At 54.9% G+C, this 22126-nt stretch carries 15 protein-coding genes, 1 tRNA gene and 1 pseudogene; 10 read left to right on the top strand and 7 right to left on the bottom strand.

What is annotated here, in order from left to right:
* Positions 1 to 334: 334 nt before the first annotated feature.
* Positions 335 to 1540 carry a hypothetical protein gene (locus tag PTE31013_RS20500; protein WP_150614476.1) on the bottom strand — a complete coding sequence of 402 codons (1206 nt, stop codon included), beginning with the start codon at positions 1538 to 1540 and terminating at the stop codon, positions 335 to 337.
* A 157-nt stretch (positions 1541 to 1697) separates the two neighbouring features.
* Here PTE31013_RS20500 and PTE31013_RS20495 point away from each other — a divergent pair, with 157 nt between their 5' ends.
* Positions 1698 to 2375 (top strand): DUF1415 domain-containing protein, encoded by a 678-nt coding sequence (locus tag PTE31013_RS20495; protein WP_246174762.1) that lies wholly within the window; start codon positions 1698 to 1700, stop codon positions 2373 to 2375.
* 727 nt (positions 2376 to 3102) lie between these two features.
* Here the strand turns inward: PTE31013_RS20495 and PTE31013_RS20490 are convergent.
* Positions 3103 to 3648: pseudogene (locus tag PTE31013_RS20490) on the bottom strand (transposase); the annotation flags it as partial.
* A 185-nt stretch (positions 3649 to 3833) separates the two neighbouring features.
* On the opposite strand from PTE31013_RS20490, the gene PTE31013_RS20485 reads away from it, so the two are divergent.
* The 8 genes from PTE31013_RS20485 (at position 3834) to rffA (ending at position 14118) form a co-directional block, all read left to right on the top strand.
* Positions 3834 to 6044 carry a glycosyltransferase family protein gene (locus PTE31013_RS20485; protein WP_150614474.1) on the top strand — a complete coding sequence of 737 codons (2211 nt, stop codon included), beginning with the start codon at positions 3834 to 3836 and terminating at the stop codon, positions 6042 to 6044.
* Positions 6045 to 6760: 716 nt separating this feature from the next.
* Complete coding sequence (locus tag PTE31013_RS20480) at positions 6761 to 7687, top strand: glycosyltransferase family 2 protein (protein WP_150614473.1); 927 nt, start codon at positions 6761 to 6763, stop codon at positions 7685 to 7687.
* Positions 7684 to 8460: a sulfotransferase family protein gene (locus tag PTE31013_RS20475; protein WP_150614472.1), complete on the top strand. Its 777-nt coding sequence runs from the start codon at positions 7684 to 7686 to the stop codon at positions 8458 to 8460. The genes PTE31013_RS20480 and PTE31013_RS20475 overlap by 4 nt, the downstream gene beginning before the upstream one ends.
* Positions 8457 to 9455, top strand: coding sequence for a lysylphosphatidylglycerol synthase transmembrane domain-containing protein (locus PTE31013_RS20470; protein WP_150614471.1), 999 nt, complete (start codon positions 8457 to 8459; stop codon positions 9453 to 9455). The genes PTE31013_RS20475 and PTE31013_RS20470 overlap by 4 nt, the downstream gene beginning before the upstream one ends.
* A gap of 66 nt (positions 9456 to 9521) precedes the next feature.
* On the top strand, positions 9522 to 10040 hold the full coding sequence (locus PTE31013_RS20465; RefSeq protein WP_150614470.1) for a class I SAM-dependent methyltransferase: 519 nt from the start codon (positions 9522 to 9524) through the stop codon (positions 10038 to 10040).
* Positions 10024 to 11325, top strand: a complete 1302-nt coding sequence (locus PTE31013_RS20460; protein WP_150614469.1) for a DegT/DnrJ/EryC1/StrS family aminotransferase — start codon at positions 10024 to 10026, stop codon at positions 11323 to 11325. The genes PTE31013_RS20465 and PTE31013_RS20460 overlap by 17 nt, the downstream gene beginning before the upstream one ends.
* Complete coding sequence (locus PTE31013_RS20455; protein WP_150614468.1) at positions 11309 to 12943, top strand: GMC oxidoreductase; 1635 nt, start codon at positions 11309 to 11311, stop codon at positions 12941 to 12943. The genes PTE31013_RS20460 and PTE31013_RS20455 overlap by 17 nt, the downstream gene beginning before the upstream one ends.
* Positions 12940 to 14118, top strand: coding sequence for a dTDP-4-amino-4,6-dideoxygalactose transaminase (gene rffA, locus PTE31013_RS20450; protein ID WP_150614467.1), 1179 nt, complete (start codon positions 12940 to 12942; stop codon positions 14116 to 14118). The genes PTE31013_RS20455 and rffA overlap by 4 nt, the downstream gene beginning before the upstream one ends.
* A 252-nt stretch (positions 14119 to 14370) precedes the next feature.
* Here the strand turns inward: rffA and cysN are convergent, their stop codons facing one another.
* Positions 14371 to 16287 (bottom strand): sulfate adenylyltransferase subunit CysN, encoded by a 1917-nt coding sequence (cysN, locus tag PTE31013_RS20445; protein WP_150614517.1) that lies wholly within the window; start codon positions 16285 to 16287, stop codon positions 14371 to 14373.
* An 8-nt stretch (positions 16288 to 16295) separates the two neighbouring features.
* Positions 16296 to 17243, bottom strand: a complete 948-nt coding sequence (gene cysD / locus PTE31013_RS20440; RefSeq protein ID WP_217426250.1) for a sulfate adenylyltransferase subunit CysD — start codon at positions 17241 to 17243, stop codon at positions 16296 to 16298.
* Positions 17244 to 18055: 812 nt separating this feature from the next.
* Between cysD and PTE31013_RS20435 the strand changes: the two genes are divergently transcribed.
* Positions 18056 to 18835: a sulfite exporter TauE/SafE family protein gene (locus tag PTE31013_RS20435; RefSeq protein ID WP_150614465.1), complete on the top strand. Its 780-nt coding sequence runs from the start codon at positions 18056 to 18058 to the stop codon at positions 18833 to 18835.
* Positions 18836 to 19379: 544 nt separating this feature from the next.
* On the opposite strand, the gene PTE31013_RS20425 is transcribed toward PTE31013_RS20435, so the two are convergent.
* From PTE31013_RS20425 to PTE31013_RS20415, 3 genes are all read right to left on the bottom strand, one after another.
* Positions 19380 to 19455 (bottom strand) — tRNA-Thr (locus PTE31013_RS20425).
* A 202-nt stretch (positions 19456 to 19657) separates the two neighbouring features.
* Positions 19658 to 20671, bottom strand: coding sequence for a class 1 fructose-bisphosphatase (locus PTE31013_RS20420; protein WP_150614463.1), 1014 nt, complete (start codon positions 20669 to 20671; stop codon positions 19658 to 19660).
* A gap of 166 nt (positions 20672 to 20837) precedes the next feature.
* Positions 20838 to 22121, bottom strand: a complete 1284-nt coding sequence (locus tag PTE31013_RS20415) for an aspartate carbamoyltransferase (RefSeq protein WP_150614462.1) — start codon at positions 22119 to 22121, stop codon at positions 20838 to 20840.
* Positions 22122 to 22126 lie beyond the last annotated feature (5 nt).

The following is a 22126-nucleotide window of genomic DNA, read 5'->3' as shown; positions in this document are numbered from 1 at the left end:
TCCAGCAGGCGCCCGAGCGTCATTTCGGGCAGGGCCGGGGATGGATCAGTGACGGCTGAACCGTCGGGGCGGCCGTCGGCACTATTGCACTGCGGCGCGGGGCTCGGACACGGGGCGCCAGCATAAGCGGGCGCCGCCGCCAGTGGGGATTGAGGCATTTCGGAAATGGGTGCGTGAAAAATGTGAGCGATGGGCCATACGAGGGCAGAGGGTAGCGCGGTGCGTCGAACCGCAGGCGCGAGACGCTCGGCGTCGCAGGGCATGGCGATAGCCGCCGGGCCGGCAGGTGGGCGGGATGACGGCGGATCTCGGCCCGGTGGATGCGCTGGACGAGTTAGATAAGTGCGCGAATCCGTCGGCGTGCGGTGGTTCTGACGGCGTCGAGGCTCGGATCGCCGAATTGCGGGGCGGCGGGCAAGGGTTCGGGGATCCACGAACGCGGCGTTTGTCCCGCGTGGTTGGGGCGGGTCATGTCGCCGTCATAGCAGGATGCGACGACGAGGGCATGACGCGCGAGGCACGCGCAGTCGATGCTTGCCGGGTCGTCTTGCAAGCGAACGACGTACGCGAGATGGTGCATCAGTGTGTTGCCGTTCCGGTCGGGCACGTTCGGGTCGGCCCCGGCGGCGAGCAAGGCTTCGGCGGCGCCGCCGAGCCCGTGGAACGTGAGCAATGCCGGCGCGGGCATGCCGTCTCGATTCGATTGCGCGAGATCGGCGCCTTGGCGCCTGAGCAGTTGTGCGAGCTGGTGCAGCGAGTCGTGGGCATCGAGCGGATCGTGATCGGCGGTGTACAGGCGAAGCGCCTGCGCGCGCATGGCGACGACCGTCAGCGGCATGCCCTGGTCGTTCATCTGCTCGGGGCACGCGCCGAGTTGGAACAGTCGGCGCAGCCATTGCGGGGCGGTCTGGCTGCACAAATGCGCGAGGGGATTGCGAGGTGTCGTGGCGGTCGGATTCGCTGGCGTGGCGTCGGTCGCGTCGCGCCCGACCGCTACCAGCACGCGGAGGATCTTGTCGATGCGTGCGCGGCTTTTGGTAGTGGCTTCGCCGAAGACGTCGGAGCCGTCGAACACACTCTGATAGCAGGTCGGTGATGCGGCATATTGCAACCAGAGTTTCAGCCCTTCATCGCTTCGCAACAGGGCGGCGTCGTCGGCGCGTAGTTGCCGGGCGCGTTCCGGCAAGACGAAGATGCCTACGTCAATCAATCGATCCAGTGTGCGCTCCTCCTCGGGCGTGGTAAGCAGCGTCGCCATCTGAAGGAACAACGGTCCGTTGGGGCAGGCGCTTTCGCAAGCGAGCCGCAACTCGCGACTTGCGTAGGTTTGCGGGTCGACCAGAGCACGCCAGATGTCGTGGGTCCAATAGTCGCGCGACTTCTGGGCGTCGAGCAACTGGCTTAGTGTCATGGCCGCCAACGGTGCCGTATCGCTGTTGTAGATGCGGCGCTCAGCGTCGTTGCCGGCAGGGGCCGGGGCGGGCGAAAGGCGTTCTGGCGTGCTGGCGGCGGGAGAGGGGATGGGCGACGGACCGGGCATAGTCGTTGGGCGCGTGGCGGTGGAAAAGCCGCATGGTGGCGCATATGCCGGTGTTTGGTTTTGGCATTCGTGCCCAGGGATTATCGGTGGCGGGCACGCGGGCTGGGAGCGGTGGGAATTACAATGCAATCTTCATGATTCATCGCCAAGGGCTTGTATGACGGAGAAGACTCTTCCAGCCGCTGACGCCACGCGCCCCTCGGGGGAAGCGCCGGCCACTGAGGCCGTGATAGCGGCGACCCGCCATTGGCTCACGCGTGCGGTGATCGGGCTGAATCTTTGCCCGTTCGCGAAGGCGGTGCACGTCAAGGGGCAGATTCGCTATGTCGTGAGCGCGGCGCGCGATACCGAGGGCGCGTTGCGCGATCTCGAACGCGAGTTGCAGTGGCTGGCGGAGGCCGATCCGCAAGCCGTGGACACGACGCTGCTGATCATGCCGGGTGCGCTGCTCGATTTTCACGAGTACAACGACGCCTTGTTCTTCGCGCAGCGCATGCTCAAGCTGTTGCATCTCGACGGCGAATTGCAGATTGCGAGCTTTCACCCGGAGTATCAATTCGAAGGTACGTCCCCGGGCGACGTGGAGAACTACACGAACCGCTCGCCGTATCCGATATGGCACTTGCTGCGGGAGTCGAGCATCGATCGCGCGGTCGAAGCGTTCCCCGAGGCCGAGGCGATCTTCGAGCGCAACGAAGCCCTCATGCGGCAGATGGGCGTGGCGGGCTATCACGCATGGATGGCGCGGACGGCGGAAGACGAAGACGGGGCGAACGATAATGCGGTGGGCGGTGCGATCGATACCGGGATCGATGGCGCCCAAGAGAAGCGCTGAGCGGCGGGGATGTCGCGCGTCAGATGCGGGCGGCTTTCTTGTTGCCTGCTAAAGACGTTGTCTTGCTTGCATGACCACGGAACTAAGAAGTCGCTGGTGTGGAGAGAGGTATCGACCCCCGACCGTCTCATGACGAATGAGATGGCAATGCTATTTACCTGCGTTGATTCGCAACGTTTTTAGCAAAAGAAATCAACGAAATCTGTCCGCCCGACAAGGCGCAAGCCTTCCTGCGCGTCGCCGTCGGGGATGCAGCTAAGCGCGCGGCTCCGACTGCGCTCGAAACGGACGGGCTTCTGTTCCGAAACGAATCAGATCGCCAGAATAACAAGCATCATGTGAAGGCGCTCTCTCGTCGAACAGGTTTCTACGCGATCCGAGCGCGGATACCTGAAACGCACCAACTGCCGTCGACTCGGCAAGCGCGGTCGAAGGCTTGATGTTCTGAGGCGCCGGCGGGTGATGAAGCGCGAATTGAAAGTACAATCGCGAACTGAGTTCGCCACGCCGGCCGCGAACAGGCTGCGGACTCGCGATGCGGATGAGCGGGCATGTGAAGTGTGCTTGAAGGGCGCTGTACGTTGCCTAGCAGGCCGGTGAAATTCCAGGCGTCGTCATAACGCCGTCTTTCGAACGTGAACGATGTTCGAGACTTCGCGAGCGATGGTCGCTCCATTTCTTTCATTCTGAGACAAAGGTAATGTCGCCGTCGACCGGGATTCTGCCGCTACGCCGTACCGTAGGCCAGCGTTCGCATGCGCATCAAGCCGTACGCTGCATGCACAAGCGGAAACAGCGGTTCGACCCGCTTACGGCCTCGATATATCGCCTACCGAGCGCGACCGGTCATTTTGCCCCATCCAAACGCTTGTTCGAACCCTCTGCGTTTCGGTCGCCTTATCTCGTAGCCGAGCCAGCGTGTCGTCCAGCCATTGATGGCCGAGCCGCGCTGACGCGCGCTGTTCTGCGCCACAGGCGGAGTAGTACGGTAGGCGCCACAGCTTGCTACGAAGCTCGTCGTGTCATAGTTCTTGTCAGCGCGGACCCTGATGGGCGTCGACGCCACGTCGGCGGCATCGGCAAGCATTTCGGCCGCCGCATCACGCTCAGCGACCCCGTTCGCCAACGTGGCCGGTGCGTTGACCACCAAGCCGTGCCGGTGATTGTTCAGTCCATGGCCCATATAGCAAAGCACGGCGCCGATCGCTTTACGCTTGCAAAACAGACGCGCCGGGTCATCGATCGTCGATGCATGCGAGGTGTTGCGGCGTTTCCGGTCGCGGCAGTGGTCGCCGGGCGAGAATCTCACGTACCGGCGCGTAGGCCCGAGCGGCGATCCGCATTAGGGGGCTGAGACGCGTGACGAATCTCGCCAAGCCGCAGTTGATCGATATCGCTCGAATAACAGATCGCAAGAGTCCCCTGTCTTCACGCTAGATTTATAGAAAATGCTTAAATATGGAGATGAAAATTTCTAAATACCAGAGGTCTTATGGCTGGAAATGTTGCAATTCATTGGACTTTGGAAGTGTTGCAATTGTAATATTCTTCTTGCTTTTGCATTTTACATTTTTTAATGCAAACATATTTGGGAAGAGTTATACGGGGTGGGATACGCACGACTGGAGTTTTGTGAATTTCGTGTATTTTAGCGATGCACTCAGAAGTGGAAGTGTTCCACTGTGGACTCATTTTATTCAGTCTGGGAATTTTTTTCCGAGCTTCAATAATGTGGGCTTGTACACGCCGTTTCAGTTGATATTTATAGTGATTGCATGGGTGATTAATCCCCTGCAATCCTATGAATTTATGATCCAAGCCGCAATGCTTGTCGGTGCCTTGGGAGCATATTCTCTGTTTCGAGCCCAAGGCGCGGGGCGAGTAGTGGCATTATTCGGTGCTGCCGCGTTTGATCTCACTGTTCAGCTCCCCATTCCCGGGCAAATGGTTTTTGTTTTTTCATTTGGCTCGCTGCCCTGGTTGTTGCTCGGTTGTTTGAACTTTATTCAAGGTAACTCGCGCCGTGCATACGTTGTTATTTTCCAGGCGGTATGTTTTGTTTTGTATATCGCTTCAGGATATCTGTGGCTGAACATTGTCAACCTGATTATTGCCTTTCTGTTTGCCGGTGGCATATACCTATCTCGCGTGAGGGGGGCAAGCGCCGAACAGAGAATCGTTTTGCGGAGAGGTATATTAAACGTTGGATTGTTTTTTTTGGTCATTGGAGTCCTGTATGCGGGATTGATATTGCCGGGCATTATCAATCTCAGTAGCTATTATGAAAAATTTCATGGAGATTTTGTTGCGCCTGATCCAAGATTGCGCAGTCTATCTCCTACGGCAAATTTTTCTTATAACTCAATTTTTCATGCTGTGGTGGCTGCGATCGATCCCCGCATTGCGGCGAATGATCCGATTTGGATGGCAGACATACAAGCTGCCTGGCCCTATGGTGCCGGCTGGGTCCTGTGGATTGTCGTGTTGGCGACACCCTGGACAAGAAAGGTGTTTTCAGGTCAGAATTTCTGGTTGATATTGCTTTTCGTTGCATTGCTTTATTCAACCGGTAATCGCTACGGTATTCATAATATTATCGCGCTAGTTCCTGTACTTAAAGCAAATCGCTGGTGGTTTGTAGGCGGGTACTACTGTTCGATAGCACTTTGCATGCTTGCGGTCTTGAAGTTGAATGCTCTGTCAGCAAGTGCTACTTTCCGTCAGGCGGCCTCGCGGATTTGCTTGGTGTTGGTTCCAATTGCTGCTATTTTCATTGCCCTAGACACGCCGATTGAGCAGTACCACGTTGTGGCTGAAATTGCTTTTCTCTTCTGGCTGATGAACGTAGTATCCGATCGGCTGTTAAGAAATGTATTGCTAATGGGGCTGGTTTGCGCGAGTGCGCTTTCGTTTCTCGAGATGTCTAAAACAATTCCGACCCATAACTACTCGAGGATTCCGGATGCATCTGGATATGTCGATAAAATGGCAAGGCGAAAGGTGAATGTTGAAATTACTGAAAATTTCCGTAAACTTTCAACCGCACATGACTATGTATTTGATGATGAAGGCTGGTTGCTGGAGAAAGTACCATTTGCGCATGGCTATAATCATTTAAGTAATCCAATTTACTGGTATGTGAAGAATGATGCATTTTTATCCAAGATCGCATTTTTCGCTCAGGGTGAGCGAGTCGATAAAAAATTGAACCGGCGCGATTTTCCGAGTGATAACGCGTACGCAGAAGCGCTCGGTCAGCAGATATCATTGTCTCCTCTTTATCCAATTGTGGACGCCGCGAATTATCATGGAACCGCATATGCGGATGCCAAGAGTGGACGCATAGATAAAATCAGTATTTATCCAAATTCGGCGAAAATGACCGTGGTGACGAACTCCCCGGCGTTGCTGGTGTTTAATAATGTAAGTTATGCGGGGTGGCGCGCTTATATAGATGGAAAGCCGGTGGAGTTGATTTCGACGAATTTGATCTTTCAAGGGGTCTGGATTCCCGTGGGAGGTACCCATACGGTTGAATTTGTTTTCAGGCCTTATTTCACGATTTTCATGTTGGCCTTGCCTTATTTTGTGTGGCTCTTGTGCGCGTTGCTTTTTTTGAGGAGGCGCGCGCTAAACGAGCGGCTGAGTAGCGTCGGTGTGGGAGCCTGAATCAGCGTAGTGCTTATGGGGCATTCGGGTAGCCTGCGAAATGAGGAAACCACAAGCCGCGGCGCGTGTAAGCGGCCGCGGCCATCTGTTAGCCTTGTTGTGCCGTAACGAAATGAGGCTTGATACAATGATCGCCGCATTGCTGCACGAATCGAATGTGAAGGTAAGGGGGGATCTGTGATTCGAGCGATACGGATGGACTGCGGCCGCGCGCGAGTCGTCATGTGGGGCGGTTCCCTCGCCGGGCGTCTCGTCGGGGCATGGCGTCACTCCTTTGCGCGGCTGAATTGCAGGTTGGGTGCGACGCGGGGTAATCGTTGCGTGACGCTATTTCGGACCGTACACATCGTCGACACTGTCAACGTCATGATGTGTCGTCGTCGCCGCTCACACCTGAGCCGATTTCACGCCCTTTGCGGATACACCTGGCGACAGGCATGTTGGCTACGCCTCTCATTTGCCTTCGCCGTAAGATTGCAAACGCGTCCTATCCACGAGCTTTACGCGCGAACATCACCTTGCCGCACAGCGACGGGGTTTGTGGGGGATGCTGAAACTCTGGAATTAAAGCTGAGTTGTTGATTTCGTTGAATGATTTTTTTTGAGATCGATTTTATTGGCGATGGCGCTATTTTGTAATTGATTTGTGGCGTGTTGTTATGATGGGTCGAGGGGGATGATTCATCGATTTTTAAAAAAATGAACGATGATGAACTATGGGTAAATTATATAGCGTTGTTATACCGGTTTATAATAGTTCCGGCATTGTCGCCGAAACCGTAAGGCAAGTTCGCGAATATTTTCTGACTGCGGAAGAATCGTTTGAGATCGTTCTTGTGAACGACGGTAGCAAGGACAATAGTTGGTCCGTAATATGCGACCTCGCTCTTAAATATAGTGAAATTGTTTCAATAAACTTGCTAAAGAATTACGGACAGCATAGTGCAAATCTATGTGGTTTTCGGGAGTCAAAAGGCGATTACGTCATCACGATGGACGATGATCTGCAGAATCCGCCAGAAGAGATCGGAAAACTAATTGATGCTGTGCGCGATGAATATGATCTTGTAATCGGGAAATTCGAGGCAAAACGGCATTCGATTGTGCGCCGAATGGGTAGTCAATTCGTCGGATGGCTTAACCGAAAAGTGTTCGACGTAGGTGATGATTTGGTTTTGACAAATTTCAGAATCATTCGAAGGGACGTTGTCGACCGTGTTTGCCGTGACAATTCATATGCGCCATATATTCCCGGACTCGTTCTCAAGTACTCTGGACATCGGCGTAATGTATTGGTTCGCCATCAACCGAGAGCCGAAGGTAAAAGCAACTATACGGTGAGACGAATTTTGCGATTGGTTGCATCGATTTTATTTAATCATTCGGTGCTCCCGCTGCGTTGTTGCGCTGCATTGGGATTTGTCATTTCCGCGGTTGGGTTTGTGCTCGGTTTTTATTTTCTAATCGATGCAATAGCTAACGGGACAAGAGCTCCGGGGTGGGCGTCGTTAGCAGTGCTGCTTTCCTTCTTTAACGGGATTTTAATTCTTCTGTTGAGTGTTATGGGAGAGTATCTTGGCAGGATTCTGCGTGAATTAGGGGCGCAGCGTAGCTATGAGGTCAGGGAGACCGTGCGTCAATGAAAAATCTGTTTATCGTCGGTGCACAGCGTTCGGGTTCCACCTACTTGTATCAGTTATTGGACGAACATCCATGCGTGAGTATGGCGCGTCCAGTTCGCCCAGAGCCGAAATTCTTCCTGAATGACGAATTGGTATTGAAGGGGCGGGAGTATTACGAACGTGAATACTTCACGGACTGTGAGGCACGAACAGTTTATTTTGGCGAAAAGAGCACCTCGTATATCGAGAAGCCCGACGTCGCAAAAAAAATAAAACAATTTTATCCTGACGCTAGAATTTTGATGATTTTGCGTGATCCTGTGTTGAGGGCTTATTCAAATTATCGCTTTAGTGTCGAGCACAAAATAGAAGATCTTTCTTTCGCTGCTGCTCTGGCTGCCGAGCCCGAGCGACTGAGCGGCGCAAAATTCTCCACCTCAGTGTCACCGTTCGCCTACCGCCGGCGCGGAAACTATATTGATTATATCGAGAGCTATCTGGAGGTGTTTGACGCCAAGCAGATTCGCGTCGTCATTTTCGAAGAGATCGTAGGTAATCTACAGGAAGTGCAACTGCTGTACCGTTGGCTCGAATTGGACGACACCGTTGTACCCGAGGCATTGCATAGGGTATTCAATTCGGCCACTGTGCCGAAGGGAAATGAAGGTCGGGCTTTTCGGGGGTTGGTAGCAGACTATCAGGATAGTATCTTGCGATTGGAGGAGTTTCTTCAGCGAGATATAAATGTTTGGCGGGAGCATCACAAAAAAATTCAATGTAACGAGGAAATATGAAGCAGGCGTTGAAATTTCTGGTTAGCGTCGCGCTTGTTGTTTTTGCCGTGTCGCTTTTGGATTTTCATTCGATGCTTCGAACTCTCAAAGAAGGGTCGTTGGCGAGCTTCGTGATCGCGATTTGCATTAATATCCTTACCGTCTTCATTCTGGGGTTCCGCTGGCATAGATTGTCCGTTTCCCAGGTACATCTTTCATTCCGATCGCAACTCTCAATCTATTTCAGGGCCAACTTCTTAAACACGTTTACGCCTGCAAACCTTGGGGGAGACGCTTATCGTCTGGTGAGATTGAGGCGGCCTTCTCTTTCGAGTGCAGATTTGGTGAAGCTGTTATTGCGTGAACGGATTATCGGATTCTATGGATACATATTGGTATTTACCATCGCCTATATCTACCTGCTGATCCAATCCGGATTTCGTACGGTTTGGATAGAGAATCCGTACATCTATGGCGCCATGATTGCAATCGTTGCTCTCGGACTTCCCATTGTTGCCAAGCCTTTGATGCGTTGTACGATCGCCATCTTGCACGTTGTCAAAGGCGGGCGACGATTCATGGCCTTCGAGCGCTGGATCGTTGTCGTCTTTAGTCTGCTGACCACAACAGGCGCGTTGCCAATGCTGGGGATTACCTTTCTTGGGATATTCTCATGGATTGCCTCCATCCAAGTGATTGCCCATGGATTTGGCATTTCTGTTTCCTGGGCCCAGTTGGCCGCGGTAGCGACTTTGGTGGAACTGATCCGTCTCATACCCATTACTGTTCAGGGCGTTGGCCTGCGCGAAGGGGTGTTTACGTACCTGTTGGGGTATTGGGGATATAGCCACGAAAATTCTTATGTGATCGCGATAATGGCGTACTTGGCGTTAAGTGTATCGATTGTGCTTTGTGGGCCGATAAGTTACGCAATTGATGCGGTAAGTACGGAGCGCATAAGCGCGTTTCTCCGTAGAATCGTCGCGGGGCGAAATAGAAGTGATGACAGACAATAATTTAAGATTATTGGTAAATTAATTCTGCTGAGACTGGGAAGATTTTGATTGTCAAAAGGGGGTAGGATGAAAGGGGTGACAAGTTACTCCGGAGTGGCAGGATTCTATTTTCGGCACTTGTTAAATCAGATTGTTCGCATCGGCGAGTTAAATAAGCCAGGTCTGATAACATTGGATTTCGGCTGCGGGAACGGGGAGTTGAAACGGTTGCTGAAGGATGGAGTGGTTGGATACGACATCATCCCGGAATTAAGCGACGTCCCCGATTGGCGGAGCGTTGAGTTTGATGTGCTTGTGGCGAATCAGGTATTTTATAGTTTTGATGAGGCGAGCCTCGAGAAATTATTGATTGAATTAATCGATAGAAATCGAAAAATAAAGCTGGTTGTCGGAATCAGCCGGCAGGGATGGATGAATAAGATCGGAAAATATCTCCTGGGTAGGCCCAATGCTCATTCGGCAACGAAAATTTCTCCGCAGGCCGAAATTGGATTGCTTATGAAGTATGGTTCGATTATTCGAAAAAAGAGCATCTTCGGGCTATCGGATGTTTTTCTGTTGGTCTTGAATGAAAAAAGACCATGATCTTTTGATGAAAAAAGATGAAATGAATTCTTTTTTAAAAAAAATACCCAGAGGCGTTATCTATCACAAGGTGACAGATAGCGTTCGTTATTTTCTGGCTTCTATGCTTGCTCCACTTCATCGGAAGGAGAAAGTTATAGAGTTTGAGAATATCTTCGCCAGTTATTGCGAGCGTAAGTACTGTGTTGCGTTCCCGTTTGCGAGAACTGCAATTTACTTTGTTCTGAAGGCCCTGGATTTGCCTAAGGGGGCTGAAGTCATTCTGCCTCCAATCACGATCAAGGGGATTGTCGATGTTGTCGTGGATCTTGGCCTCACGCCCGTATATGTGGATTTGGATGTTGAGACGATCAATTTCCGACTGGATCAGCTGCGCGAGAAGCTCAATCCAAACGTCAAGGTAGCGATCATCACGCCGCTGTTCGGCTTGGTTCCCGATGTATCCGCTATGGTGGCTCTGCTCAAGGCGAATGGTGTTTTCGTTATCGAGGATTTTTCGCAATGCTTGAACGGTCGATACGACAACAAGCGTGTCGGGACTTTTGGTGATGTTGGGATTTACAGCGCTTCGTCGATCAAGACCCTGGATACACTGGGAGGCGGGCTTGCGATCACAGATGACCAAGTCGTTCACGACCGACTGAGGAATGCGCAGGCTGGATTGATGCCTGCGCGTAGGACGGCGTTGATCAAGAAGGCCTGGGTCAATCTCATACGTAACGTTGCAACCAGCGAGCCGGTGTTCTCCTTTCTGACGTTTCCGGTACTGCAACTCATTCGCCAGCGAAATCCGGAGGCTGCTCTCAAGCAAACCGGGCATCGCGACAAAGGACGGCTTGCGACGCTGCCGCTTCTATGGTTTTGTCGGTATACATCGGTACAAGCGCAGATCGGCATTGAGCAGATCAAGGGCGTTATTGCTCAGGACGCCGCGAGAGTGGCAAATGTCGAGTTTCTGAAAGCGTCTTGTGAAATTGATGATTTCCCAAAGACTACTCAGGAATCGCGCAATGTTTACTGGCAGTTGATTCTTCCAGTGTCCAATGCACTTGAAGCTCAAGCTTACTTTGCGAAACGAGGTATTGACAGCGCGACTTCAAGCTTGGAACTGGTTTGCGCATTAAAAGATTATCCGAATCGTGCCGACTTGCAAACAGCGCAACGTATTTATAGAAATGGGATATTCATCCCCTGTTTCCCACACCTCAGTCAATCGGATATGCGGCGAATTGTCATGGCTGTGAACGGCTATTTTCAAGAGCGTGGGCATGCAAAAGAAGGCTAACCCCGATCTGGACACCATGAGCGTCGCGATCATTGGCAGCGGCCTTGCGGCGGTTGGTGCGATCAAGGCACTGAGGAACCTGGGCATTCGGCCGACCGTGTTCGATTGGGGGGAGGAGCTGGATCAGGACCGCGAAAAGAGGGTTGTGGCATTGGCGGCTACGTCGCCCGTGGCGTGGACGCCAGCGGACAGGAAGTGGCTGAATGAGAACCACACGCTAAGGGATGGCTCTTCTATCCCTAAGAAGCTGGTATTCGGCTCAGACTATTTTTATGGCGCATCGCGAGCTGAAGCCCCTGTCAAGGCGACAGGGAATGTCCCTCCGTTCAGTTACGCGCTCGGAGGACTCAGTAGCGGATGGGGGGCCGCAGCGCTACCTCCTCAGTCCTGCGATCTGTCTGACTGGCCGGTTGGTGCGGATGAGCTGCAAAAGTACTGTGAAATAGTCCTCGCAGACGTGCCATATTCCGCTGCCGATGACGCGCTGAGTTTGAATTTCCCGCTTTCATCGCGCAATGCGGTACCTCTACAGCTTAGCCAGGCTTCAGAAAAACTGCTGAGGGCGCTACATAAGGCGAAGGTGCTGAAGGAGGGGGAGACTATCTTTGGGCAGGCCAGACTACTGGTAGACGCCGAAACTGGCAGCGAAGGGGCGGGCTGCAGGTATTGTGGTCAATGCATGTCTGGTTGCGTTTACGGTTCCATTTACAAGGCTGCACGCGATATCCTGGCCCTGCACGAGAGGAATGAGATCGAATACGTCCCGGGGTGTTTGGTCGATGGGCTTGCCGAAGAGGGGGAGCATGTTTCGGTCCGCTATTTTGATGCCGGCGGGGAGCTACGTACGCGAGGCTTTGATCGGGTGTTTGTCGCGGCGGGGGCTGTGAACAGCGCCAGGATTGTCCTCAATTCGTTGGGCGAGTTCAATAGGAAAGTGCAACTCAAGAGCCGCGGCGGCTTCGTACTGCCGGTGTTTAGCTTGCAACGATTGCCGATAAACTGGCCACACTGCAATACTCAGCCGGGTCTTTTCCTCGAACTAAAAGGCAAGGGACTTGAGCACTGGGTGCACGTGCAAATCTCAACTGAAAATGAACTGCTGATGCAAAAGCTCGGCGTGTCGGCCGAGAAAAAAAGCATCGTCAGCCGCGTTAAGCGCTTCATCGCGGAACACACTTTTCTGCTGTTGGTAAACTATCATTCCGACCACGCGGGGACTTACGAGTTGAGTGTTGCGACCGCAGCAGATCAGGAGATTGGCAATCCGCTTCATTCGGTTCAACGGAAGTCGTTCCCTCAGACGAAGGTGATGTGGGCATCTGCCATCAGACTGCTAAAGCTGTTTTTGCGGATTGGTTGCCTGCCGCTATTTCCATTCGCAAAACTGAACAGTGGCGCCTATCATGTCGGGGGGACGCTTCCTATGAGATCGGAAAGGGTTGACAACTTGGAGACTGATACCTTGGGTAGGATTCACGCCTGGAAGCGTGTTCATATAGTAGATACGTCGGTATTCCCGTCTTTACCGGGGACGACGATAGGCTTGCTTGCGATGGCGAATGCTTACCGGATTGTCGATAATATTCAGTGGTCCAAGGATATCGGAGCGTCAGAATGATTCGTTTCAATTTTCCTTGTCTGGCCGGTTCGGAACTGGAGTATTTGCAGGATGTGCTTGAGCGGGGGCGCCTTGCCGGAGATGGAGAGTACACGAAAAGATGCTCTGAATTTCTCGTCAATTACCTGGGTGGTCCCGCCGGCGTTCTGCTAACCCATTCTTGCACCGCGGCTTTGGAAATGGCTGCGTTGCTTGCAGATATTCAGCCTGGTGATGAGGTGATCATGCCCTCGTACACCTTTGTTTCCACCGCGAACGCCTTCGTTCTGCGTGGTGGGATTCCGGTTTTCGTTGATATTCGTAAAGATACGCTTAATATCGACGAAAATTTGATCGAATCTGCGATTACGCCGAGGACCAAGGCTATCGTTCCCGTGCACTACGCGGGTGTCGCTTGTGAGATGGACGTGATCATGGACATCGCGAAGCGTCATGGCTTGATGGTGATCGAGGATGCGGCGCAAGCGCTGGGTAGCGATTACCGCGGACGGAAACTCGGGACGATCGGCGATTTGGCTGCATTCAGTTTTCACGAGACCAAGAATATCGTCTCCGGCGAAGGTGGCGCGCTTGTCATCAATAATCCAAGGTTCATGGAGCGCGCAGAAATCATCCGTGAAAAAGGCACGAACCGCTCCCGATTTTTTCGTGGTGAGGTTGATAAGTACACTTGGGTCGATGTTGGCTCTTCATATCTGCCCAGCGAACTCGTGGCCGCCTTTTTGTATGCTCAACTTCGGAGTGTTGATGAGATCAACAGTCGTCGTTTAGCGATCTGGAATCGATACCATAAGATGTTTCGTGAGAGTTTGGGGCATGATGAATCGATCGGGCTCCCCTTTGTTGCCGAGGGCATTACCCATAACGCTCACTTGTTCCACGTCATAACACGCGATCCTGAAGAGCAGGAGCGGGTACTTGCTGGCCTGAAGGCAAGTGGGATTAGCGCCGTCTTTCACTATGTTCCGCTTCACTCGTCTGACGCCGGAAGGCGGTTTGGCCGCGTGGCCTCGGGCATGCAAGTTACCGAAAGTATGTCGGCAAGATTGGTACGATTGCCCCTTTACCCCGATCTGCGCGAATCGGAGGTCGTTGAGATTGCGGAAAAGACACTTGCACTCTTGACGACATCCAACTCACGCGGAGATTTTCCCGTTTCTGGCGCTCGCCAGTGACCTGACTGGTTTTTCATACCACTGGTGCCTGGAGATTCACGGCACCGGTGGTTGAACTACCTTCTTCGCTAGCCTGGCCCGGGGAAATTCTGCCCAGGGTTAGGTACTGCAAACTCGAATGCGTACGCACTTCGTTGTAATGAAAACGCAGTCTCGATGTTCTCCGACATAGCCCATTGCATAGCGCCGTACTAACAAGTTCCGGGCGGCTGCCCGAGCGAATCGAGCCGGCGATACAAAGGTGGCCTGCAATCAGGCGAGTTCGAGGAGCGTTTTTGTAATCGTTTCAACCGCGTATTCAGTGGGTTGATCCTGACCTCCCACGATGAGTTGCGGGTGCTCCGGGGGTTCGTAGGGGCTATTGATCCCAGTCATGTTGGGGATTTGGCCCGAACGAGCTTTCTTGTACAAGCCCTTCGGATCTCTCGCTTCGCACACGGAGAGCGGGGTGTTTACGTATACCTCAAGAAAATTTTCCGCCCCAATCAGCTCGCGAGCCATTTCACGTTCGCGTTTAAACGGCGAGATGAACGCGGTCATCACGATCATGCCGGCGTCCATCATTAACTTTGCGACTTCGGCAATACGTCGAATGTTCTCTACGCGATCACCTTCGGTGAAGCCCAGATCCTTGTTCAACCCCTGCCGCACGTTGTCGCCGTCAAGGAGGTATGTCCGCATCCCTCGTTGATGGAGTGCGATTTCCAGTGCGTTGGCGAGCGTTGATTTGCCGGAACCGGACAACCCGGTAAACCAGATGACCCTGCCTGAGTGTCCGTTCAGTTTCTCTCGATCGACACGCGCAATCGACAGCGGTTGCCTATGGACGTTTTCCGCTCGGCGCAGGCTATGGCGAATCATCCCTGCCGCGACGGTGGTGTGACTAAAGCGGTCGATAAGAATGAAGCTGCCGAGCGCGGGGGAGTTGTCGTAGGTGTCAAAGACCAGTGGTTTGCTCGTCGCGATATTGCACGTCGAGATATCGTTGAGCGCAAGATTCTTACTGGCTTGGTGGGAGGCGGTATTGATGTCGATGCGATGCTTGATTGTCGTAATCGATGCCGATGCCCATTGGGTGGACAGTTTTATATCGTAACTGCGGCCGGTGAGGCCTGCGTCCTCATGCATCCAGACCAGTGTGGCTTCGAATTGGTCTGTGGTCTCCAAGGGGGATTGGCTTGACGAGATCACATCGCCACGCGAAACATCGATTTCCCGATCGAGTCGAAGTGTCACTGCGTCGCCGCTTGTCGCCACGTCAAGCGAGCCGTCCATGGATATGATTTCGGAGACGATTGCCTTGTGCCCGGATGCCGTCACGCGAATTTCTTCACCGACCCGCACACTTCCTCCGGCGATCGTGCCGCAAAAGCCCCTGAAATTTGAGTCTGGCCGGTTGACCCACTGCACCGGAAATGCGAAACGATCCGTATGCTGCGGTGACACCGTGACGCTTTCCAGGTATCCCAGCAACGTGGGGCCGTTGTACCAAGGGGTTTGCGAGGAGCGCTCGGTGATGTTGTCGCCTCTCAGCGCGCTCAGAGGGATTGCGGAAATCGACGCAAAGCCAAGCGGTTTGGCGAAGGCATCGAAGGCTTCTCGGATCTCATGGAAGGTCTCGGCCTTGAATCCCACCAGGTCCATTTTATTGATGGCCAGGGCCACGTGGCGGATCCCCAATAGGGATACGAGGAATGCGTGACGTCGTGTCTGTGTGAGTAGGCCGTTTCTTGCATCCACCAGTAGGACTGCGACATCGGCGTTGGATGCGCCGGTGACCATATTGCGCGTATATTGCTCGTGCCCGGGAGTGTCAGCCACGATAAATTTCCGCTTGCTGGTGCCAAAGAAGCGATAGGCCACATCGATGGTGATTCCCTGTTCTCGCTCGGCCGCCAAGCCGTCAACCAGTAGGGCAAAATCGACCTCGTCACCTTGTGTCCCATACTTCTTGGATTCTGAGCGCAACGTGACGATCTGGTCGTCGAAGAGTTGCTGCGCCTCCCATAGCAGTCGACCGATCAGCGTACTCTTCCCATCGTCGACACTGCCGCAGGTTATAAACCGAAGCAGATCTTGGTCGCGCTGTTGTGCAAGGAAGGCTTCGATGGTGCCGACTTGGTCGATTTGCCTTGGCAGGCGCAGCTTGTCCTGAGATTTGTTTGGCATGCGGCTCATCAGAAGTACCCCTCTTGTTTTTTCTTTTCCATGCTGGCGTTACTGTCACTGTCGATCGCCCGACCTTGCCGTTCCGAAGTGCGAGTATTGATGAGTTCGAGAATGATTTCAGGTACCGACTTGGCATTCGATTCGATTGCGCCGGTGAGTGGATAGCAGCCAAGTGTGCGGAAGCGGACCATTTTCTCTGTAATCTCTTCGCCGGGCAGTAGGCGGAAGCGATTGTCGTCGACGAGAAGGAGGGTGCCATCGCGCACAACCACGGGGCGTACCTTCGCGAAATACAGCGGCACAATTGGGATATTTTCCTGAAGGATGTATTGCCAGATATCGAGTTCAGTCCAGTTTGACAGCGGGAAGGCGCGGATGCTTTCGCCGCGGCTCTTTTGGGTGTTGTACAAATTCCATAGCTCGGGACGCTGGTGCTTTGGGTCCCAACGGTGCGTTTGCGTACGAAACGAAAAAATGCGCTCTTTGGCTCGAGACTTTTCCTCGTCGCGTCGTGCGCCGCCGAAAACGACATCGAACTTATATTTGTCCAATGCTTGTTTAAGCCCTTCTGTCTTCGTGATATTCGTGTGAAGTGCAGACCCGTGATCAAATGGATTAATGCCCTTGGCAATGGCCTCGGGGTTGACATGCACCAACAGATCCTGGCGACTGACTTCGGCCAGGCGATCACGGAACAAGTACATTTCCTGGAATTTCCATCGCGTGTCGACATGCAGGAGCGGAAAGGGCGGCGGCGCCGGATGGAAGGCCTTGCGCGCAAGATGCAGCATCACCGAGCTGTCTTTGCCGATGGAGTAAAGCATCGCGGGGTTGTCCGCTTCTGCGACCGCCTCGCGAATAATATGGATGCTCTCAGCCTCCAGGCGCCTAAGGTGCGGTGTTGCTGCGAAGTGCCTTGGCGCTATTGCGCTCTGGAGCGGTGCCACAATCGGCATGTAGGCGTTGGGCGTGAGCGTGACCCATTGCGTAGAGGTCACTTCGCGCAGCCAGCGGACAAGTTCGCCGTGAGGGAAAACGGCAACCTCTTTGCCTACGTGTTGCTGAATGCGCTGTAAGGCTGCAAGCAATATCGCGGTGCCGAGGGGCGCATCGACGATAGGAATCCAGTAAACGGCGCCACGTGCGTCATTGGCTTGGAGGCTGGTGACGCCATTCGGCATTTCGTGCAGTTGCGCGAAGAGGGGGAGCTTGCGCTTGCTTCGGGATTTGTCCAACGCCCAGGCAAGCACGAGGTTGTTCGCCGGCCGACCTAGTTCGTCTTCCAGAACATCCTCCTTAAGCTCCCCGGCGAGAACACCCAAGTCGCGCAGGCGTCGCTCCGCTGTGCGCTTGGTACTGACCTCGCCCAGTGATTGCAGATGTTGGAAGGCTGTTTCGGTGTCCCAGACCCGGTTTGCATCAAGGCCGAAGATGACAGAAGTCGTCATGCGCGTTGTCTCAATATTCAATTGAATGGAATTCCTTTGTGCTTTTCTATTATTAGGCACTTCTTGATGAGTATAATCCACCAATTCACCATAATGCGACAAGCAGCCCAGATCATGACAGGACGTCGGACTCAAATTGTCAGGTTAGCCGGGGAGGTGTTTTCGGGGCCTTCTGCCCTCTCGATTGGCAAAGCTGCTGGGCGCAGTCATGCGGTCGTGGAGCCAAATGCAGATGAGCATCCTCAGGCGATGGCCGAGTTGTCCCCCCGTTTTGTCTCGCCGATTGCGGTTTCCGTCTCACTCTCGGATTTGAGGCGGCTGTGATCGAAGCGACTTTCGTCCTGGCGGGGGCGGTCACGGGCTTCGTTGTCGGAGTGACCGGAATTGGTGGTGGGGCGCTCATGACTCCCATCTTGCTCCTCATCTTTGGCGTCGCTCCGACCACGGCAATTGCGACAGACCTTTGGTTCGCTGCCATCACAAAGTTGGTCGGTGCTCGGATCCATTACCGTGCGGGCCAGGTGGATTGGCAGGTGGTGAAGCGATTGTGGGTGGGCAGTTTGCCCGTTTCACTTGGTGTGGTCTTGCTGGTGAGTGCAGGTGGGGTGGTTGTCAAGGCCGAATGGCTCACCAACATTGTTATTGGGGTGGTGATGCTGACTGCCTTTGGCCTGATTTTCGCACCTCGTCTATTCGCAGCGGCGCGTAGCCGACGACTGAGCAATCCTGATCGGTTCAAGGCGATGCAGCCCACGCTGACGGTGCTGGTCGGCGCGACGCTGGGTGTGTGCGTCGCGCTCACTTCCGTTGGCGCCGGTGCTTTGGGTACTGTCATGTTGATGAATCTATATCCGCTCCGCATGACACCGCATCGTTTGATCGCCACGGATCTCGTTCATGCCATTCCATTGGCGGTCGTCGCCGGTACCGGGTATTTGCTTGCCGGTGCCGTGGATTGGCGAATGCTCGCCAGTCTACTGGTTGGCTCGATTCCGGCGGTTATTGTTGGCAGTCGGTTGGCGGGAAGAATGCCGGGCCGATGGCTGCAGGTGGCCCTTGCATTGGTATTGCTGTCCACAGGACTCAAAGTGCTGATCTGAGTCGTCTATCCAGGTTTGGTGCGCGCCAGCAATGCTTTGTCCTGATCGCCGCAATTCGACTCCTCCACCGGGTTGTTCCAAATTTGCGTAGCGGCGAGCAGTCAGCATGACAAGAACTGTAATGTGCCAGGCACGCCGTCGTCAGGGTGGACTTCGGTTGATAAATGGTGCCGTCGCGCAGCATGGAAAACATGATGTCACAGCGACGCCTGGCCAGGGCGATGAGCGCTTGGTTGTGGCGTTTGCCTTGTTGAATCTTGCCGCTCAGGGCCTGAACAATTTCGGCCGCGAGGCCCTTGCCCATGCGCGGGGGCGAGCCTGATCAGGCGGTTGGCGAGCGACTTCTCGCTGGTTGCAGCAAGCGCAGCCGGCGACAGGGGGGGGGGCATCGGTCGCGAGAGGCTCAGTTATGCCCCCAAAAATGCCCCCAGATTGATTGAGATTAGGGGGCATTGCATGGTACCTCGCAAGACAACAAAAAACCCGCTAAGCCTTTGCTGTAGCGGGTTTTTAGGACTTCACTGCATCCAACGATTCAAGTCGCTGGTGCCGGAGAGAGGAATCGAACCCCCGACCTTCTCATTACGAATGAGCTGCTCTACCGACTGAGCTACTCCGGCGCTGCGAAGAAGTGAGATAATAGCAGACTTTGCGGGTTTGTCACTACTTTTTCCAAAGATTTCTTGCCGTCTCTGCGTGAGTCACGCGTAAATCTTTGAAATTTCAGACATTCCGCGCTTTCGTCGTCGCGAAGCATTTTTCCCAATCGCGCGCTCGCACCACGCGGCCTTCGCAACGACAATGATTCGGCCTCATTCCGCCTTATTTCGCGCCCGCTTCGTGGTGATAGCGCGTCACGCGCTCGACTTCATTTTTCGAGCCGAGGATGACGGCCACGCGCTCATGCAGCTTCTGCGGTTGAATCTCAAGGATGCGCTGCACGCCGTTCGTCGCCGCGCCGCCCGCCTGCTCGACCAGCAAGCTCATCGGGTTGGCTTCATACATGATGCGCAGCTTGCCCGGCTTGTCCGGATCGCGCTTGTCGGCCGGGTACATGAACACGCCACCGCGCGTCAGAATGCGATGCACGTCCGCCACCATCGAGGCGATCCAGCGCATGTTGAAGTCCTTGCCGCGCACGCCTTCCTTGCCCTGCCGCAGCTCATGGATGTAACGCTGCACCGGCGCATACCAATGACGCTCGTTCGACATGTTGATGGCGAACTCCCTGGTGTCTTCCGGAATGCGCATGCCTTCCTGCGTGAGCACCCACGACCCCATCTCGCGATCGAGCGTGAAGCAGTTCACGCCGTGCCCCGTCGTCAGCACCAGCACCGTTTGCGGCCCATACACCGCATAACCGGCGGCGACCTGTTGCGTGCCGGGTTGCAGGAAGTCCTTTTCCGTCGGATCCGTCACGCCCTCCGGGCAACGCAGCACCGAGAAAATCGTGCCGATCGACACATTCACGTCGATGTTCGACGAGCCGTCGAGCGGATCGAACATCAACAGGTATTCACCCTGCGGATAACGATTCGGAATGTGGAAAACGTCTTCCATCTCTTCCGACGCCATCGCCGCCAGATGCCCGCCCCATTCGTTCGCTTCCAGCATGATCTCGTTGGAGATCACGTCGAGCTTCTTCTGCACTTCGCCCTGCACGTTCTCGCTGCCGGCGCTGCCCAGCACGCCGCCAAGCGCGCCCTTGGACACGGCATGGCTGATCGACTTGCACGCGCGCGCGACCACTTCGATCAGCAAGCGCAGCTCGGCAGGAATGTTGTCGAACTCCCGCTGCTGTTCGATGAGATATTGGGTAAGGGTCTTGCGCCGCATGTGGGCCTCCGGGAAAGCAAAAAAGCGTACCGATTCGAGATGGACGCAATTTTACTCGTAAAGACGGACTGCCCCCGCGAAAAATCCTTGGGGGCAGTGCAATATCGGGATTGGCTGATGCGCGGCTCGGCGTTATCCGAATGCTGGCCGAGCGGGCGCCGATCGATCAGTCCAGACCGTCGAACAGCGCGTCGTCCGGGCCGATGTGCGAGGGCGAGCGCCATGCGGCGTCGCGCATGCTGTGCTGCACCTGCTTGTCCACGCCGAGCAGGATCGCGAAGATCGCCATGCGCACCGGAATGCCGTTGTCCGTCTGGCGGAAGATTGCCAGACGCGGATCGTGATTCAGGTCCGTCGACAGATCGTTGGCGCCCGGCCGGCTGTCACGCGGCAGCGGGTGCATGATGATCGTGCGGGCGTCGCAGTGCTGATTGATCAGCGCTTCGTTGATCTGGAAGTCCGGCGTGTAGCCCTCGATGGCCTCGTCGGCAAAGCGTTCCTTCTGGATGCGCGTGGCGTAGACGACGTCGGCACCGTTCAGATCGGCCAGCGAGTGGCTCTGCGCGATCACATGACCGTTCTGCGAGATTTGATCGAGGATGTACGCCGGCATTTCCAGCGACGGCGGCGAGATCAGCGTGAACTTCAGGCCGCGGTACAACGCGAGCAACTTGATGAGCGAGTGCACCGTGCGGCCATAGCGCAGGTCGCCGACCATCGCGACGTGGGCGCCGTCGACCAGCTTGCCCAGGCGCGAGAATTCGCGGCCGATCGTGTACAGATCGAGAATCGCCTGGCTCGGGTGTTCGCCCGGGCCGTCGCCGCCGTTGATCACAGGGATGTTCGTGGCACGGGCAAATTCGGCGACCGAGCCCTTTTCGGGGTGACGCACGACGAGCGCATCGACGTACCCGCTCATGACACGGCTCGTGTCGTAGATCGATTCGCCCTTGGCCATCGATGAAAACGTGAAGCCGGTCGTGTCGCACACCGAGCCGCCCAGGCGGCAGAAGGCCGCGCCGAAACTTACGCGGGTACGCGTGCTGGCTTCGAAGAACAAATTGCCTAGCACCGCGCCTTCGAGCACGCGCGAGATCTTCTGCCGGCGCGCTATCGGTTGCATGATATCGGCGACGTGGAACAAGGCTTCGAGCGAATCGCGCGAGAACTGGTCGACCGAGATGAGATGCGGCTTGCCGTCGAGGCCCATGCGTTCGCGCAGCGGCTTGTGTGCGCTTTGCGTAGATTCGGCGGACGGCGCTTCGCGACCGAGGATCTCGCCGACGAATTTCTCCACGATGCTGGGCATCGTGCGATATTCGCTCGAGTCCTCCGGCAGCAGCCAGGTGTCGAGGGCGCGCCGGCGAACGCCGATGCGCTCGGCGAAGCTGTCGCGGGTCATGTTCAGGCGACGCATCGCGTCGCGCAGGAAAGTCTGCTGTGCACTCATGGTCG

It is taken from the genome of Pandoraea terrigena (assembly GCF_902459705.1).
GTDB classification, from domain to species: Bacteria; Pseudomonadota; Gammaproteobacteria; order Burkholderiales; family Burkholderiaceae; genus Pandoraea; species Pandoraea terrigena.
Note: the sequence above shows the minus strand (reverse complement) of the source record. Positions and strands in the feature narration are given on the sequence as shown.